The 14,747-nt window shown below is 66.0% G+C and carries 13 protein-coding genes; 8 read left to right on the top strand and 5 right to left on the bottom strand.

Annotated features, from left to right (window positions below):
• Positions 1-25: 25 nt before the first annotated feature.
• The 3 genes from LWE61_RS14325 to LWE61_RS14315 all read left to right on the top strand — a co-directional run bounded on the left by LWE61_RS14325 (position 26) and on the right by LWE61_RS14315 (position 4,204).
• Positions 26-2,296, top strand: coding sequence for a TonB-dependent receptor (locus LWE61_RS14325; protein ID WP_234151319.1), 2,271 nt, complete (start codon positions 26-28; stop codon positions 2,294-2,296).
• The gene (locus LWE61_RS14320) at positions 2,293-3,711 is read left to right on the top strand and encodes a PepSY-associated TM helix domain-containing protein (RefSeq protein WP_234151318.1); all 1,419 of its coding nucleotides are present in this window, start codon (positions 2,293-2,295) and stop codon (positions 3,709-3,711) included. The genes LWE61_RS14325 and LWE61_RS14320 overlap by 4 nt, the downstream gene beginning before the upstream one ends.
• A 61-nt stretch (positions 3,712-3,772) precedes the next feature.
• On the top strand, positions 3,773-4,204 hold the full coding sequence (locus LWE61_RS14315; protein ID WP_234151317.1) for a PAS domain-containing protein: 432 nt from the start codon (positions 3,773-3,775) through the stop codon (positions 4,202-4,204).
• 6 nt (positions 4,205-4,210) lie between these two features.
• Here LWE61_RS14315 and LWE61_RS14310 read toward each other — a convergent pair whose 3' ends face one another.
• A complete protein-coding gene (locus tag LWE61_RS14310; RefSeq protein ID WP_234151316.1) occupies positions 4,211-5,791 on the bottom strand; it encodes a S1C family serine protease in 1,581 nt (526 codons plus the stop codon).
• Positions 5,792-5,953: 162 nt separating this feature from the next.
• Here LWE61_RS14310 and LWE61_RS14305 point away from each other — a divergent pair, with 162 nt between their 5' ends.
• Together LWE61_RS14305 and LWE61_RS14300 are read left to right on the top strand one after the other, a co-directional pair.
• Positions 5,954-6,559: an HAD-IA family hydrolase gene (locus tag LWE61_RS14305; RefSeq protein ID WP_234151315.1), complete on the top strand. Its 606-nt coding sequence runs from the start codon at positions 5,954-5,956 to the stop codon at positions 6,557-6,559.
• Positions 6,560-6,652: 93 nt separating this feature from the next.
• Complete coding sequence (locus LWE61_RS14300; protein ID WP_234151314.1) at positions 6,653-7,525, top strand: bifunctional transcriptional activator/DNA repair enzyme AdaA; 873 nt, start codon at positions 6,653-6,655, stop codon at positions 7,523-7,525.
• Here the strand turns inward: LWE61_RS14300 and LWE61_RS14295 are convergent.
• Both LWE61_RS14295 and LWE61_RS14290 read right to left on the bottom strand, forming a co-directional pair.
• The gene (locus LWE61_RS14295) at positions 7,475-8,398 is read right to left on the bottom strand and encodes an SDR family oxidoreductase (protein WP_234151313.1); all 924 of its coding nucleotides are present in this window, start codon (positions 8,396-8,398) and stop codon (positions 7,475-7,477) included. The genes LWE61_RS14300 and LWE61_RS14295 overlap by 51 nt on opposite strands.
• Before the next feature lie 17 nt (positions 8,399-8,415).
• Positions 8,416-10,584 carry a primosomal protein N' gene (locus LWE61_RS14290; protein ID WP_234151312.1) on the bottom strand — a complete coding sequence of 723 codons (2,169 nt, stop codon included), beginning with the start codon at positions 10,582-10,584 and terminating at the stop codon, positions 8,416-8,418.
• Positions 10,585-10,695: 111 nt separating this feature from the next.
• On the opposite strand from LWE61_RS14290, the gene fsa reads away from it, so the two are divergent.
• Positions 10,696-11,349 carry a fructose-6-phosphate aldolase gene (fsa, locus tag LWE61_RS14285; protein WP_234151311.1) on the top strand — a complete coding sequence of 218 codons (654 nt, stop codon included), beginning with the start codon at positions 10,696-10,698 and terminating at the stop codon, positions 11,347-11,349.
• Positions 11,350-11,353: 4 nt separating this feature from the next.
• Complete coding sequence (locus LWE61_RS14280; RefSeq protein ID WP_234151310.1) at positions 11,354-11,701, top strand: hypothetical protein; 348 nt, start codon at positions 11,354-11,356, stop codon at positions 11,699-11,701.
• Positions 11,702-11,856: 155 nt separating this feature from the next.
• On the opposite strand, the gene LWE61_RS14275 is transcribed toward LWE61_RS14280, so the two are convergent.
• Positions 11,857-13,224 carry a putative O-glycosylation ligase, exosortase A system-associated gene (locus LWE61_RS14275; RefSeq protein WP_234151309.1) on the bottom strand — a complete coding sequence of 456 codons (1,368 nt, stop codon included), beginning with the start codon at positions 13,222-13,224 and terminating at the stop codon, positions 11,857-11,859.
• Positions 13,217-13,384 carry a hypothetical protein gene (locus LWE61_RS14270; RefSeq protein ID WP_234151308.1) on the bottom strand — a complete coding sequence of 56 codons (168 nt, stop codon included), beginning with the start codon at positions 13,382-13,384 and terminating at the stop codon, positions 13,217-13,219. The genes LWE61_RS14275 and LWE61_RS14270 overlap by 8 nt, the downstream gene beginning before the upstream one ends.
• 139 nt (positions 13,385-13,523) lie before the next feature.
• Here LWE61_RS14270 and LWE61_RS14265 point away from each other — a divergent pair, with 139 nt between their 5' ends.
• Positions 13,524-14,738 (top strand): TIGR04063 family PEP-CTERM/XrtA system glycosyltransferase, encoded by a 1,215-nt coding sequence (locus tag LWE61_RS14265; protein ID WP_234151307.1) that lies wholly within the window; start codon positions 13,524-13,526, stop codon positions 14,736-14,738.
• The last annotated feature ends 9 nt before the right edge of the window (positions 14,739-14,747 follow it).

Genomic DNA, 14,747 nt, shown 5'->3' with positions numbered 1-14,747 from the left:
GCCTTCTTCATTCAAGGTTGTATTCATGCGTTTTTCGATCGTTTCGCGCGCAGTCTTGCTGTGCGGTTCCGTCCTGTCCTGCACCGCCATCGCCCATGCAGAGGAGGGGGATGCCGACCCTGGTATCATCGTCGTCGGGCAGCAGCAGCACCCCATCGAAATCGCCCCGCGAGGCCTTTCCGTCAGCCTGGGCGAAGAGCAATTTGCGGGCGTCAACGCCACCAACACCGAAGATCTGATGAAATATGCGCCGAACTTTTTCGTGCGCACTCGTTTCCCCGGCGACAGCAACGGCGTGCCCGGTTTTCGCGGTACGCACAGTATCCAGAGCGCGCGCGGGCTGGTGATGGTGGATGGTTTCACCGTCTCCAACTTTCTCGGCAACAGCTTTGCCTTCGCCCCCAAATGGGGCGTGGTCGGGCCGGGCGAGGTGCGCCAGTTCGACATCGTCTATGGCCCCTATTCGGCGCGCTATGCGGGCAACAGCATGGGCGGCATTGTCAATATCACGACCCGCGATCCAGAGGGGACGGAGGCATTCGGCCGGGTGCAATCGCTCAGCCAGCCCTATGCCCAGTTCGGGACGAAGGCGACTTATTGGGGTTGGTCGGGTGAGGCGGGCATGGGGTTCCGGCAGAAGGACGGGCCATGGTCGCTGCGCCTGTCGGGCCGCCATTTCCGCAATGACGGCCATCCGATGACGTTCCTCGGTCTTGGCAAATATGCCGGCGGTGCGGTGACCCCCGTCACGGGCGTCGTGGTCGATCCCCGGCAGCCAGCCACGAACGCCGCCGGTCCGGCGCAGATATTCGCGGCCCAGTCGCCCGCCGCCGTGACGCAAGATCAGGCCAAGCTGAAGATCGGCTATGACGATGGCGCGATCAGCGGCCAGTTACTCGCCGCCTATTGGCACAATATCGATAATCAATATGCGCCCGACTGCTATTTGCGCGATGGAATGGGGCAGGCGGTGTGTGACGGCAATGTCAGCGTCAACGAGGTGAATTATACGCTGAGCGGCGCCAATTTCTCCCGCACCGTGCGGGACGAACTGCTCGTCGGTGGCAAGCTGGCGGTGCCGGCGGCGGACGACTGGACGGCGCGCCTGTCGGTCTCCACCTACCAGATACTCCGTTCCGACGCCTATCAGTCCAGCGGTTATGCGGCGGGCCTTGCCAATGGTGCGGGTCGCGTAACGGAGGCGGGGCCGACCGGCTGGATCACCGGAGACGCGAGCGTCGAGGGGCAGGCGGGGGCAGTCGATCTTGCGTTCGGTCTGTCCGGCGCCTTCTACCGTACCGATAGCCGCATCCTGAACCTGACCAACTGGCAGAGCAAGGCCGGGGCGACGCCGAACACGCGCAGCTTTGGCAAGACCCGCACACTCGCCGGCTGGGTCGAGGCGGTGGCGCATATATCGCCGACCTTCAGCCTGACGGCGGGCGCACGTTATGAGAATTGGCGAGCCTATGATGGCGGCCTGATGTCGGTGGCGGACAGGCTTCGCTATGCCGCGCGGCAGGAGGCGACGCTCGATCCCAAGCTGTCGATGCAATGGGATTTGCCGTCAGATGTGCGGGTGCAGTTCAGCCTTGCGACGGCGACCCGTTTCCCGACCGTGGGGGAGTTGTTCCAGGCGGCGTTGCTGGCGGACCAGACGGTGAACCTGCAAAGTTTCGACCCCAATCTGAAGGCCGAGCGAAGCCAAGACGTGAACCTGCTTGCCTCGCGGAAATTCGGGCCGGTGCGGCTGACGGTCTCCGCTTTCTACCAGCGGGTGACGAACGCGATCTTCTCATTCAGTGGTGTCAACCAGAACCAGGTGCTCGTCTCCAATTACAAGAACATCAACCAAACGCGGCAATATGGATTCGAGGGAATCGCCGAGTCGCGCAACTGGCCGGTGAGGGGCATGGCGTTGGAAGGCAATGTGGCGTGGCTCGATTCGCGCACGCTGCGTAATGACCCTGCCCCGGCGGCGGAGGGTGTCTTTTTCCCACGTATCCCGCGCTGGCGGATCAACGGCACCATCCGGCAGGACTTTGGGTCCGGCGTGCTGGGCAGCATCGGCCTGCGCTACGCCAGCCGTCCCAACACTGACCTGTTCGGGCTGCAACGGGGTGACACCTATGGCTATACGTCCGAGCTGTTCGCGCTGGATGCCAAGCTGGGATGGCAAGTGACGGACGCCATGCGGCTTTCGGCGGGCGTGAACAATATCACCAATGATCGGGCCTGGGTGTTCCATCCCTACCCACAGCGCAATTTCCTGATCGAAGCGGAGTGGAAGCTGTGACCCGCGCTGTGACCCAAGCCAACGCCACCCTGTACCGGACACTGTGGCGCTGGCACTTCTATGCCGGGCTGATGGTCATGCCGCTGATGCTGGTTCTGTCGGTGACGGGCGCGCTCTACCTGTTCAAGCCGCAGGTGGAACGGTGGGAAGAGCGGGCCTTCCAGAGCCTGCCCATCGACCGGGCAGGCTCGCCCAATGCACAGGTGGATGCGGCGCTGGCCGCCTTTCCCGGCAGCCGGTTCCACAGCTATCGCCTGCCGCAACAGGTGGGCGACGCGGCGATGATCCACCTCGCACTAGCGGACGGTGTCGGCATGCGGGATGTGTTCGTGGCGCCGCAGGGAAAGGTGGTCGGCAGTCTGGACCCGGAAACGCGGATCATGGCCATCGACCATGATATTCACGGCCAGTTGCTGCTGGGGCCGCGGGGGAGCTGGCTGGTCGAACTGGCCGCAAGCTGGGCCATCGTGATGATCCTGACCGGCCTGTACCTGTGGTGGCCACGCGGCAAGGGGCTGGCGGGCGTGCTGTGGCCACGCCTCCATCTGGGGCGGCGGGCCTTCTGGCGGGACATTCATGCGGTGACGGGATTCTGGGTCGCGGGGCTGGCGCTGGTGTTGCTGGTCACGGGACTGCCCTGGGCGGGCGTCTGGGGCGATGCGTTCCGCATGGTGCGGCAGCAGTTCGGCCTTGTGCAGGGTGCGCAGGATTGGACGACCGGGGGCAAAGCGGCGACCGAGGGTGTAGCGGCGTCTGGCGGAGAGCATGCCGGGCACGACATGAGCGGCGGCGGCATACATGCCGAGCATGACCATGCCGCCATGCTGCGGATGCAGGCGTCCGGCATCGCGCTGCCGTCGCTGGCGCAGATCGTGGCGAAGGCACAGGCGGAGCATCTCGCCTTTCCGGTCGTCATCGTGCCGCCGGGTGCACCGGGACGGTTCGGCGCCGCGCCGGAGATGGCGTGGACGGTGCGGTCCGACGCGCAGAACCGGCCGCTGCGGGCCACCCTGCGCTATGACATGGCGACGGGGCAGGAGGTTTCGCGCGAAGGCTTTGCCGACAAACATGCCATCGACCGGGTCGTCGGCTATGGCGTGGCCTGGCATGAGGGTGCATTGTTCGGCTGGGTCAACCAGTTGATCGGGCTGCTCACCGCCCTGATGCTGGTGACGCTGGTCGTCAGCGGTTTCATCCTGTGGCGCAGGCGCAGGCCGGATGGGGTTCTGGGCGCGCCGCCCGTCGCCCGGATGCCGACCCGGATGCGGGGTGTCCTCGCCCTAACCCTGTTGCTGGCGGTGCTGCTGCCGCTGTTCGCGGCGTCGCTGATCCTGTTGTGGCTGGTCGAGCGGTTGCTGTTGCCGCATATGCCACGCCTGTCGCACTGGTTGGGGGTGCAGCCCGCGGCCCGGTGAATTTGTTTCACTATGGGAATGGTTGTGACACAGGCCTTTGACATTACAAGGTTTTTCGGCTTTGGCTTTTTCGATTGGAAAGCCGGAGGGCGTCGCCTTGTTGTCAGAGACGGAAGCTGCCCGGATATTGGGGCTAGATCTCGGACGGTTGCCCGGCTGGACGCAGGGCCTGTTGATTACCGACGCAGCGCAGCCCGACAATCCGATCATCTTTGCCAGTCGGGGTTTCGCAACCCTGACCGGCTATACCACGGATGAGGCGGAGGGGCGCAACTGCCGTTTTCTGCAAGGTGTGGAGACGGACCCGCGCACTGTCGCCGCGATGCGTGATGCGGTGGCGGCGCGCAGGCGTTTCGATGGGGAAGTCCTCAACTATCGCAAGGACGGGCGGCCGTTCTGGAACCAGCTTTCCATTGGCCCGCTGGACACGTCCACGGACAGCCTGTTCGTCGGCCTGCAATTCGATGTGACGTTGCGCCATCGCGGCGCCTGATCGGGATCAGGGCGCAGGTGGCGCCTTGCCGGGCGTGCAGCGATAGACCAGCCGTTCATTGGGTTCGGGGGGCAGCAGGGCGCGGATTTCCGCCTCCAGCCGGGTCAGCGTTTCCAGCTTCGCCGGTTCGGTGGTGCAGCCCGCGAAATCGACCGAGGCGCGGGCCTTGCGCGCGGCCTCCGCCGTGGCGGCGTCCAGCGCGTAATTTTCCGACCGATAGGTGCCGGTTGCGGGGTCGATGGTGCGGATGGCGGCGGAGGGTTCGTCATTAGGCACCAGCACGCGGCCCCATGTCGCGCCATTCTGCACAAGCTGCGTCTTGCCGTTGATGCAGCCCGCCCGTGTCCAGCCCAGCGTCACGTCCGCCGTGTCCGACACCGTCACGCGGCTGCGGTCGAGGTCGATGCGGCAGATATTCTCCGTACCCAGCGCGTCCCCGCTGACGACGGTGGCCCCGCCGTCATTGTTCCGGTCCTTCTCCGTCAGTTCCTTGACGATGGCGGCGGCGCGGTCGTCCACCTCGCTGAAGCTGGGGCGCAGGAAGAAGGCGGTGAGCGCGCCGATCAGCAGCACCGCCGCGCCGATGGCGAAATTGCGGAGCTGCTTCGGCCGGCCCTGCACCTTTGCGATGCCCGCGCCGCCGGCGCAGACCAGCGCTAGGGCGAGCAGGACGGCGGCGACCGCGATGAAATTCTCGCGGCTGACGATGATCGACTGTTCGGCGTCCTGGCGCGCGCGCATCGCCCGTTCGCGGCTGCTGTCGGCATCGGCGGCGGCGCGGGCGTCCGCTTCCAGCCGCGCCTTTTCGGTGGCGTTCTTCTCTGCCGCGTCGGTTTCCGCGAGCGAGCGGCAGGGGATGATGGTGCGCAGTGGCTGGACGCCCGCTTGCCGCAGGAAGGAGGAGACTTCGCGGTTCGACACGGCAAAGCCATATTCGGCGTCATTGCCGTCCGACACGGAGCCGAAGCTGTTGACGCCCAGCACCCGCCCGCACAGGTCGACCAGCGGGCCGCCGCTGTTGCCCGCCGCCATGGGGGCGGTGTGCAATACCGTGTCATATTGCTTCGACGAACGGCCGGTGGAGATGGCGCCCTGCGTCTTAACGGGCGTCATCGGCTGGATGATGTCGGACAGGACCATGCCCTGCGCCCGGTCGACATTGCCGGGATAGCCGATGGCGACCACGCCCTGTCCATCCTGCGTGGCGTTGGCGAAGAGGGTGGCGGGGGGCAGGGTGCCGCCGCTGATCTCCAGCAGGGCGAGGTCGTTGCCCGGCGAGAAAGCGATGATCCGCGCGCCATAGCTGCGCTTGCCCTCGGCGGGCACGACGCCGATCACGATGTTCGGTTCGTCGCGGACCAGTTCGACGACATGGGCGTTGGTCAGCACCTTGTTGGGTGCGACGACGATGCCGCTGCCATGGCCGACGAAATAGGCGCCGTCACCCTTGGTCGCGACCAGCGCGACGCGCACCACGCTGCGCGAGGCGGCGGCGATGTCCTGGCTGTCGGCATGGGCGGGCTGGGCCGCACCGACGAGGGCGAGGGAGAGCAAGGCAAGGGTGCGGGCGCCGAGACGGAGGATCATGGCGCGACCCATATCGGCTGGCGCGGTGGAACGACACAAAAAAGGGAGAGGTGGATGTCCTCCATTCGGGATGGCGTCCTGTTTGGTGGCGCGATATGTCACCATGGGCAATCGGGCTTGAGGGCAAACGAACTTGGCAGCAAACGGGCGTGGCGGGGTTCCATGACGACCAGGGCTATCATGGTGGATGTGGACGGCGTCCTCGTCCGGCATCCCGATCCGGCGGGGTGGAGCGTCCATCTGGAACGCGATCTGGGTATTTCTGTGCAGGATCTGCAACGATATTTTTTCGCGGTTCATTGGGACGACATCGTGCATGGCCGGGCGGGCTTGCAGGCGCGACTGTCGCGGGTGCTGGCGGAGGTCGCGCCGCATGTCGAGTGCGGGACGCTGGTGGATTACTGGTTCGCCCATGACGCGCATGTGGACCGCCTCTTGCTGGACGACCTGATCGCCCTGCGTGAACAGGAGATCGAGACGCATCTCGCCACGGTGCAGGAGCATGAACGGGCGCGATATTTGTGGACGACGATGGGGTTTGGGGTGCACTTCGACGGGATGCACTATGCCGCGTTGCTGGGCTGCTCAAAGCCGGACGCGGCCTTCTTTCATGCTATTGAGAGTCGGACCGGTTTTGCACCGGACGAACTTTTCTTCATCGACGACAAGATGGCGAATGTGGAGGGTGCAAGGGCCGTGGGATGGCGGGCGGCGCACTGGACCGGAGAGGTTGGGCTACGGACACTGCTGTCGGCTGTGATGGACTGAACATCGACCGCTGTTTTGACCGCAAGAAACGGGATGCATCGCGCCTCTCCCATCCCCACATGGGCCGCACAATTGCCGCATAGGGACAGGTCGATGTCGAACGCCGCCACGCCAGAGGCCAGGATGGACGAAGAGGGTGCCTGGGCAGCGTTTCAGGCGCGAGACCGGGGGAGCGATGGCGCTTTCGTGGTCGCGGTGCGCACGACTCATATATATTGCAAGCCCAGTTGCCCGGCCCGGCGGCCCCGGCGTGAGAATGTCGAGTTCCATGCGGATGGCGCGGCGGCGCGGGCGGCGGGATACCGGCCCTGCCTGCGCTGCCGCCCGGACGATGCCGCGCGCGACAGTGCGGCTGTGGCGGAGGCGCTGCGGCTGATCGCGGCGAGTGAGGCGCGGCTGTCGCTTGACGCCATCGCGCGGGCGACGGGCTATGCGCCGCATCATTTCCATCGTTTGTTTAAGCGGGATACGGGCCTGACCCCTGCCGCCTACACCCGGTCGGTGCGTGCCGACCGGCTTGCCGCGCGGTTGCGGGCGGGTGACGGCAATGTGACAGAGGCGATCTATCGCGCCGGCTATGAAGCGCCCAGCCGTGCCTATGCGGACGCCCGCGTGCGGTTGGGGATGACGCCGACGGCGTGGAGGAATGGCGGGGCGGGGGAGGTTATCCGCCATACAGTGGTGGCGACCCGCCATGGTTCGTTGCTGGTCGCGGCAACGGACAAGGGGCCGTGCCATATCGCCTTTGGTGAGGGAGAGACGGAATTGCGCGCCCATTTCCCACGGGCGGAGATCGTCGCCGGGGGAGAGGGTTTCGCGGCGGTCGCCGCGCCTATCGTGGCGCTGGTGGAGGATATGGCGAAGCCCCGGTCGGTCCTTGTGCCGATGCCGGTCGGCGGGGACGGGGTGGGTGACCTATCCCTCCGGCCAGACCGCGCCGGTCATCGCCGCCAGCCTGTCCCATAGCTGGGCGGCCAGCGCAGCGTCGCGCGCGTTGGGACCAATGCGGGCAGGACCGGCGGGGCCACGCGTCTCCATGAAGCCGGTGGGGCCATAATAGCCGCCGGGCGTCACGTCCGGCGCGGTCGCGGCCATCAGGGTCGGCCATGCTCCCGCCGCGCCGCTCTGGCAGAACAGGTCGATGACCGCGGTGCGCAGACGGGCGTAGAGGCTCTCCCTCGGACCGCGCCGGAACAGGTTGGTGGAGGCGAGGCCGGGATGGGCGGCGAGGCTGGTGACCCCCCATCCTCCCGAATCGCTGCGCCGTTGCAGTTCGAGCGCGAAGAGCAGCATGGCGAGTTTCGACTGCTGATAGCGGGTCCAGGGGTCGTAGCTTTGCTCCGCATCCAGATCGTCGAGGACGATACGACCGCGCAAGTGGGCGAGGCTGGCCAATTGTACGACGCGCGGGCTGGCGGCGGCGCGGAGCAGCGGCATCAACCGGGCCGTCAGCCGATAATGGCCGACGACATTGGTGCCGAACTGCGCCTCATGCCCATCGACGGTCAGTTCGCGACGGGGCAGGGCCATCACGCCTGCATTGTTGATGAGCATGTCCAGGGGCCGCCCCGCCGCGACCAGTCCGTCGGCAAAGCGGTTGACGGATGACAGGCTTGCCACGTCGCACAGGGCAAAGGCGACCTGTGCATCGGGATGGGCTGCGCGGATGGTGGTGAGGGCGCGTACGCCCTTGCCCGGATCGCGCCCGGTGAGCAGGACCATGCATCCCGCCCCCGCCAGCGCCAGCGCGGTTTCGAGGCCGATACCGCCCGTCGCCCCCGTGATGACGCAATAGTGGCCGGTTTGGGGCAGGAGGTCGGCGGTGGTCCATCCGGTCATGCGCGTCACTGCCCTTCTCAAACGAAACTATAGGGGTCGACGTCCACCGCCACCCGTGTCGACGCCTTCCACTCCACCTGGCCCAGCCAGTCGCGGATCATGGTTTGCACGTCGATCTGGCGCCGGGCGTGGATCAGGATGCGGTGGCGATGGCGACCGCGCAGCACCGCCAGAGGGGCCGGTGCGGGGCCATAGATTTCTACCCCGTCCACCGTCGGTTTCGCATTGCCGATGCGGTGGGCGCTGTTCTTGGCCTCCTGCGCGTCCACGTCCGACACGATGATCGCGGCAAAGCGTCCGAAGGGCGGGGCATGGGCGATGCGCCGTCCCTCCGTCTCCGTCGCGTAGAAGCGTGCGCTGTCGCCGGACAGAAGCGCCTTCAGCACCGGGGCGTCGGGCATATGGGTCTGGATGAAGACGCGGCCCGGCTTCTCGCCGCGGCCCGCGCGTCCCGACACCTGCACGATCTGCTGGAAGGTGCGTTCGGAGGCGCGCAGATCGCCCCCTTCCAGGCCGAGGTCGGCGTCGATCACGCCCACCAGCGTCAGGTTGGGGAAATGATAGCCCTTGGTGACGAGTTGTGTGCCGATGATGATGTCGATGGCCCCGCCCGTCACGTCGCGCACGAACTCCGCTGCTTTTGCGGGCGACCACAGCGTGTCCGACGTGACGATGGCGGTGCGGGCGGTGGGGAACAGGGCGGCGGCCTCGTCCGCGATGCGTTCCACGCCGGGGCCGCAGGCGACGAGGCTGTCGTCCGCATGACATTCGGGACATTCCTTGGGGGCCGGTGTGACATGGCCGCAATGATGGCAGGCAAGGCGGTGGGTCAGGCGATGTTCCACCATCCACGCCGTGCAGTTGGGGCACTGGAAGCGATGCCCGCAATGGCGGCACAGGGTCAGCGGTGCATAGCCGCGCCGGTTGAGGAACAGGAGAGATTGCTCACCCCTCTCCAGCGCCTCCTCCATCGCCTTGACCAGCGGCGGCGCGATCCAGCGGCCGCGTTCGGGTGGCGTCTCGATCAGGTTGACGCCGATGATCTCCGGCATCACCGCGCCGCCATAGCGGGCGGGCAGCTTGATCTCTTCATAACGGCCCAGCGCGACCTGATGCCGGGTTTCAATAGCGGGGGTGGCGGAGGCGAGGATGACCGGGCAGCCCTCCATCTTGCCGCGCATCACCGCCACGTCGCGGGCATGATAGCGCACGCCATCCTCCTGCTTGAAGCTTGTCTCATGCGCCTCGTCCACGATAATCAGGCCGAGGTTGGCGTAGGGCAGGAACAGGGCGGAGCGCGCGCCGACCACGACGCGGGCCGTGCCGTTGGCAATGGCGCGCCATGCCCGGCGGCGCTCGGTCTGGCGCAGGCCGCTGTGCCATGCCACTGGCTCATGCCCGAAGCGTTTGGCGAAGCGGCCGAGGAAGGGTTCAGTGAGCGCGATTTCGGGGAGGAGGACGACGACCTGCCGCCCCATGCGGATCGCTTCCGCTACCGCCTCGAAATAGACCTCCGTCTTGCCCGATCCGGTGACGCCGTCGAGGAGGAGGGGGTGGAAGGCCTGTCCCCGCGTCAACTCGACCAGCCGGTCCGCCGCCGCCGTCTGTTCGGGCGACAGGTCGACGGGGGCGAAGGCCGGGTCGGGGTCGGCAAAGGGCGTGTCCATGCTGACCTCCACCCCTTCGATCGCGCCATCCTTGACGAGGCCGCGGATCACCGCGTCAGACACGCCGCCGATCATCGCCAGTTCGCGCACCAGCCCCTGTCGCTCGCCGATGCGGTCGAGGGCCTGTTGCCGCTTGGGCGTGTTGCGCAGTGGATCGCGCCCGGTCGCGCGATATTCGATGACGGATCGCGCGCCTTCCAGCGCGGAGACGGAGGCGATGGCCATGCGCAGGACAGCGGCGGGCGGTGCGCAATAATAGTCGGCTGTCCACTCGATCAACCGGCGCAAGGGCGCGGGCAGGGGCGGCACGTCCACCACCGACAGCAGCGAGCGCAGGCGATTGTCGCCGACCGTCTCCGTATCGGGAAAGCTGCCATCGTCCCATACCACGCCGATCACCTGCCGCGGTCCCAGCGGCGCGACGACGATGCTGCCCGGCTGCGCGATCATGCCATGGGGCAGGCGATAGTCGAGCGGCCCCAGTGCGGCATTGAGGGTAATCACGCGAATTCGGCTCATGCCCGATCCTTAGCGGGTGGCGCGTCCGCGCGCTACCGCTCGCACCGGCTGCGCGCTATAGCGCCGCAATCGAATCACCGGCGCGCCCGGCGCCGTACAGGGAAGCACGCCATGAAATTCTTCGTCGACACCGCAGACACCGCCGAAATTCGCGATCTGGCCGCCACCGGCCTGCTGGACGGCGTGACCACCAATCCCTCGCTGATCGCCAAGTCGGGGCGCAAGTTCCTGGAAGTGGTCGAGGAGATTTGCGGTCTGGTGGACGGTCCCGTCTCCGCCGAAGTCGTCGCGCTCGACCATGAAACGATGATGAAGGAGGCCGCCGTCCTCCGCAAGATCGCGCCCAATGTCGCGATTAAGGTGCCGCTGACCATCGACGGGCTGAAGACCTGCAAGGCGCTGTCGTCCGAGGGTGTTCAGGTCAATGTGACGCTCTGCTTCTCGGCCAATCAGGCGCTGCTGGCGGCCAAGGCCGGCGCGGCCTTCATCTCGCCCTTCGTCGGCCGTCATGACGACAATGGCTTCGACGGTCTGGCGCTGATCGAGGACATTCGCCTGATCTATGACAATTATGATTTCTCGACGGAAATCCTGGCCGCGTCGCTGCGCCACCCGATCCATGTGCTGGAATGTGCCAAGATCGGTGCCGATGTCATCACCGCGCCGCCCTCCGTCATCAAGTCGCTGTTCAACCATGTGCTGACCGAAAAGGGATTGGCGCAGTTCGAAGCCGACTGGGCGAAGACCGGTCAGTCGATCCTCTGATTCCATGGCCAGAGCCGACCGCCTCGAACGTCTCGACACCCGCCGGGCGGAACTGGAGACGGAGTATCGCGAGGCCCTGATCGCGGCGCTGCAAAGCACCGCGGCCGGCGTCTGGGGCCTGTTCGATCATAGCAGGGACAAGGCTGCGCGGGCGAAAGTCGCGCCGGTCGTGACGGCGCTGTGCGATCTGGGCGAGGAGATTGACGCGATGCGTGATCAACTGGGGCTGGAGCCGTTTGACCTCCATGCAGAGTTCGAAAAGTCGCGTGGCCCGGTGGCGCCTAGCGCGCCGGGGGAACCGAAACAGGCGGCGGCGTGGCTGGAGCGGCTGGGGGTTGCAGGGGGTCGGTAACGGGCGGAAGTGTCCGTGAGTTGCCGGAAACCCGTTTGTCGTGACGGTGTCGAAGGACCGTTCATTTTCCTTTGGCTTCCGTTCGAAGGAAAAGTGCAGTCCTTCGACAAGCTCATGACGAACGGCGGGATGCCAAGAATCTGCCCAAGTTTTCCTCAGGCAGCCACCATCGCCCGACCCTTTTGCACCGTCACCATCGGCTGCCAGTCGCCAGCCTTCTCCAGCCGCTTTACATAGGTGCTCAGCCCGATCTGGAGCGCCATCAGCATGAAGACGAAAGGCTGGAAAGCGATACCGACGAACAGGGAGCCGATCATGTAGATGAGGTGCCCCTGGCTCATCGCCTGCGCATAGGGGGCGATCCACAGCTTGTCCGGGTCGGTCGTGTGGCGATAGCGACGGCGCACCTGTTCGGTGCGCAGCATCGTGCCGAAATGCAGCACCAGCCAGAGCAGCATGCCCAGATAGCCCTGTTCGCCCAGCATCTCGAAATAGCTGGAGTGATAGGCGCGGGCCTTGTCCACCACGGTCTTGCGTTCGACCGTGACATTGCCGTTCTGGTCGGTCACATTCTTGACCGTCTGATATTCGAAACTGTTGGAGCGATAGGCGTCGAAGCCGCCACCGAACGGATGCTCCTTTACATAGTCGAGGGTCCATTTCCACACGGCGACGCGGGTCGATGCGCTCTGGTCGCCCTGATAGTTGGAGATGGTGTCCATGCGGCTGGTGAAGCTGGCGGGCAGGAACGGGATGGCGCACAGCAGGGCGATGAAGCCGCCTGTCGCATAGAGCATCTTGCGCTTCACGTTCAGGAACATCAGGCCGCCCAGGATCGCGGCGCAGATCAGGCCAGTGCGCGCTTCCGTGCCGATCGGGATCAGCAGGCAGGCGAGGCAGAAGCCATAGGCGAACAGCTTTACCCGCCAGTCGGGACGAAAGATGGTGCCATAGTTCGCCAGATAGAGGATCAGCGGTATGATGCAGATGGCGACCGTGGAGATGATCGAGCCTTCATACATGCCCGCATTATTGTCGACCATCAGGTTCAGCACGCCATAACCGCCGCCCGACAGCGCCGTCTTGATCCCGCCGTTGATGATGATCGCACTGGCCGACAGCACCATGACGAGGCTGAGCGCCTCGATGCGCAGCCGGGTGCGCAGGGTGAGGGGGAGGAAGATGGCGAAGACCAGCGCCTTCCAAACCCAGCTCCACTTGTCGGCGGCGTCGAGCGGGAAGTCGGCGTTGACCGTGGTGATCCCGCAATAGAGCAGCAGCAGCCCCAGCAGGAATTGCCGGGAGGACAGCCGCGTATCCGCCTTGTCATCGAAGATGATCCACGCTCCCACGGAGGCGACAAAGGCCAGCAGCGAGATGGGGATGGCGTTGAGCAGGAAATAGGTCAGCCGCTGCGGTGAGACGATGTCGATATAGGCATAGGTCAGGATCAGGATGAACGGCCGCTTGGCGCCCAGTCCGAACAGGGCGGCGAGAAAGGCGATGAAGACGAGATCACGCATCGCCTGCGTCCCGGCGGGTATCCGCGGACGCGGAGCGGGGACGGAAAAGTCCGCGATCCGGGTCCGGCCGGTCGGTGTCCAGGTCGGCGCGCGACAGCAGCCGCCAGCAGGTCAGCAGGATCAGACCATGGCTGAGAAGAAGGGTCAGATTGTCGATCATGTCCCTTCGCTCATGGTCCCTTGCCCGTGTCTCTTCACCGATGTCGCTTCGCCACGCATCGTCCCTGCCGATGCGCGCTCCCTGCCTAATGGGGTCGGGTTGACGTCACGTTAAACCCTTGATGGCACAAGGTGTGACCATGACCCGTATCCTGCACATCCTCGACCACAGCCTGCCGCTGCACAGCGGCTATACCTTTCGCACCCGTGCGATCCTGAAGGCGCAGCAGGCGCGCGGGTGGCAGGTGATGGGGATCACGGGCGGTCGCCATGTCCTGTCTGGTCCGGCGGAGGAGACGGTGGAGGGCCTGACGTTCCGGCGCGTGCCCAGCGTGGCGACCAGCCGCATCGGCCCGATCCGGGAGTGGCAGGACATTCGCGCCCTGTCGCGCGGCATCGCCGCCGCTGTACGCGACTGGCAGCCGGACCTGATCCACGCCCATTCGCCGGTGCTGAGCGCGCTCGCCGCCTTGCCGGTCGCCCGGCGGCACCGAATCCCCTTCCTCTATGAGATCCGCGCCTTCTGGGAGGATGCCGCAGTCGGCAACGGCACGGATCATCAGGGGTCGCTTCGCTATCGCGTCACCCGCGCGCTGGAAAGCCATGCCGTCCGCCGGGCCGATGCGCTGGCCGTGATCTGCGAAGGGTTGCGCGGCGACCTCATCAAACGGGGGGTGGCAGGGGACAAGATCATCGTGTCGCCCAATGGCGTCGACATGGGCGTGTTCGGATCGCCCGCCGCGCCCGATGCCGCGCTTCGCACCCGTCTCGGCCTCGACGGGGCGGACGTAGTGGGCTTCATCGGCAGCTTCTATGATTATGAGGGGCTGGACGATCTGATCGCCGCCATGCCCCATCTGTTGGCAAAACGACCCATGGCGCGGCTCCTCCTGGTCGGTGGCGGTCCGCGTGAAGATGCGCTGCGTGTGCAGGCCGCCGCGTCGCCGGTCGCCCACGCCATCCATTTCGTCGGCCGCGTCCCGCATGAGGAGGTCGAACGCTATTACAGCCTGATCGACGTGCTGGCCTATCCGCGCAAGGCGATGCGCCTGACCGAACTGGTCACGCCGCTGAAGCCGCTGGAGGCGATGGCGCAGGGGCGGCTGGTTGCGGCGTCATCCGTGGGTGGTCATCGCGAGCTGATCCGCGACGGCGACACCGGCACGCTGTTCCCGCCCGATGATCCGCCCGCCGCCGCCCGCGCCATCGCCGGGTTGCTGTCCGCGCGGGAGGGATGGGATGCCCGCCGCATCACCGCCCGCCGCTTTGTCGAGCAGGAACGCGACTGGGCGACCAATATCCTGCGTTACGAACCTGTTTACCATCGCCTGCTAGGCAGGGTGCTGGAAAGCTGAGGGAGCGTC

Source organism: Sphingobium sufflavum (genome assembly GCF_021403115.1).
In the GTDB taxonomy this organism is placed as follows: domain Bacteria; phylum Pseudomonadota; class Alphaproteobacteria; order Sphingomonadales; family Sphingomonadaceae; genus Sphingobium; species Sphingobium sufflavum.
Note: the sequence above shows the minus strand (reverse complement) of the source record. Positions and strands in the feature narration are given on the sequence as shown.

What these genes read in the sequence shown, in the direction of transcription:
- LWE61_RS14325 (WP_234151319.1), top strand. Translation starts at nt 26, where the DNA reads ATGCGTTTTTCGATCGTTTCGCGCGCAGTCTTGCTGTGCGGTTCCGTC.
- LWE61_RS14310 (WP_234151316.1), bottom strand. Translation starts at nt 5,791, where the DNA reads ATGATCCTCCGTCTCGGCGCCCGCACCCTTGCCTTGCTCTCCCTCGCC.
- LWE61_RS14305 (WP_234151315.1), top strand. Translation starts at nt 5,954, where the DNA reads ATGACGACCAGGGCTATCATGGTGGATGTGGACGGCGTCCTCGTCCGG.
- LWE61_RS14300 (WP_234151314.1), top strand. Translation starts at nt 6,653, where the DNA reads ATGTCGAACGCCGCCACGCCAGAGGCCAGGATGGACGAAGAGGGTGCC.
- LWE61_RS14295 (WP_234151313.1), bottom strand. Translation starts at nt 8,398, where the DNA reads ATGACCGGATGGACCACCGCCGACCTCCTGCCCCAAACCGGCCACTAT.
- LWE61_RS14290 (WP_234151312.1), bottom strand. Translation starts at nt 10,584, where the DNA reads ATGAGCCGAATTCGCGTGATTACCCTCAATGCCGCACTGGGGCCGCTC.
- fsa (WP_234151311.1), top strand. Translation starts at nt 10,696, where the DNA reads ATGAAATTCTTCGTCGACACCGCAGACACCGCCGAAATTCGCGATCTG.
- LWE61_RS14280 (WP_234151310.1), top strand. Translation starts at nt 11,354, where the DNA reads ATGGCCAGAGCCGACCGCCTCGAACGTCTCGACACCCGCCGGGCGGAA.
- LWE61_RS14275 (WP_234151309.1), bottom strand. Translation starts at nt 13,224, where the DNA reads ATGCGTGATCTCGTCTTCATCGCCTTTCTCGCCGCCCTGTTCGGACTG.
- LWE61_RS14270 (WP_234151308.1), bottom strand. Translation starts at nt 13,384, where the DNA reads ATGATCGACAATCTGACCCTTCTTCTCAGCCATGGTCTGATCCTGCTG.
- LWE61_RS14265 (WP_234151307.1), top strand. Translation starts at nt 13,524, where the DNA reads ATGACCCGTATCCTGCACATCCTCGACCACAGCCTGCCGCTGCACAGC.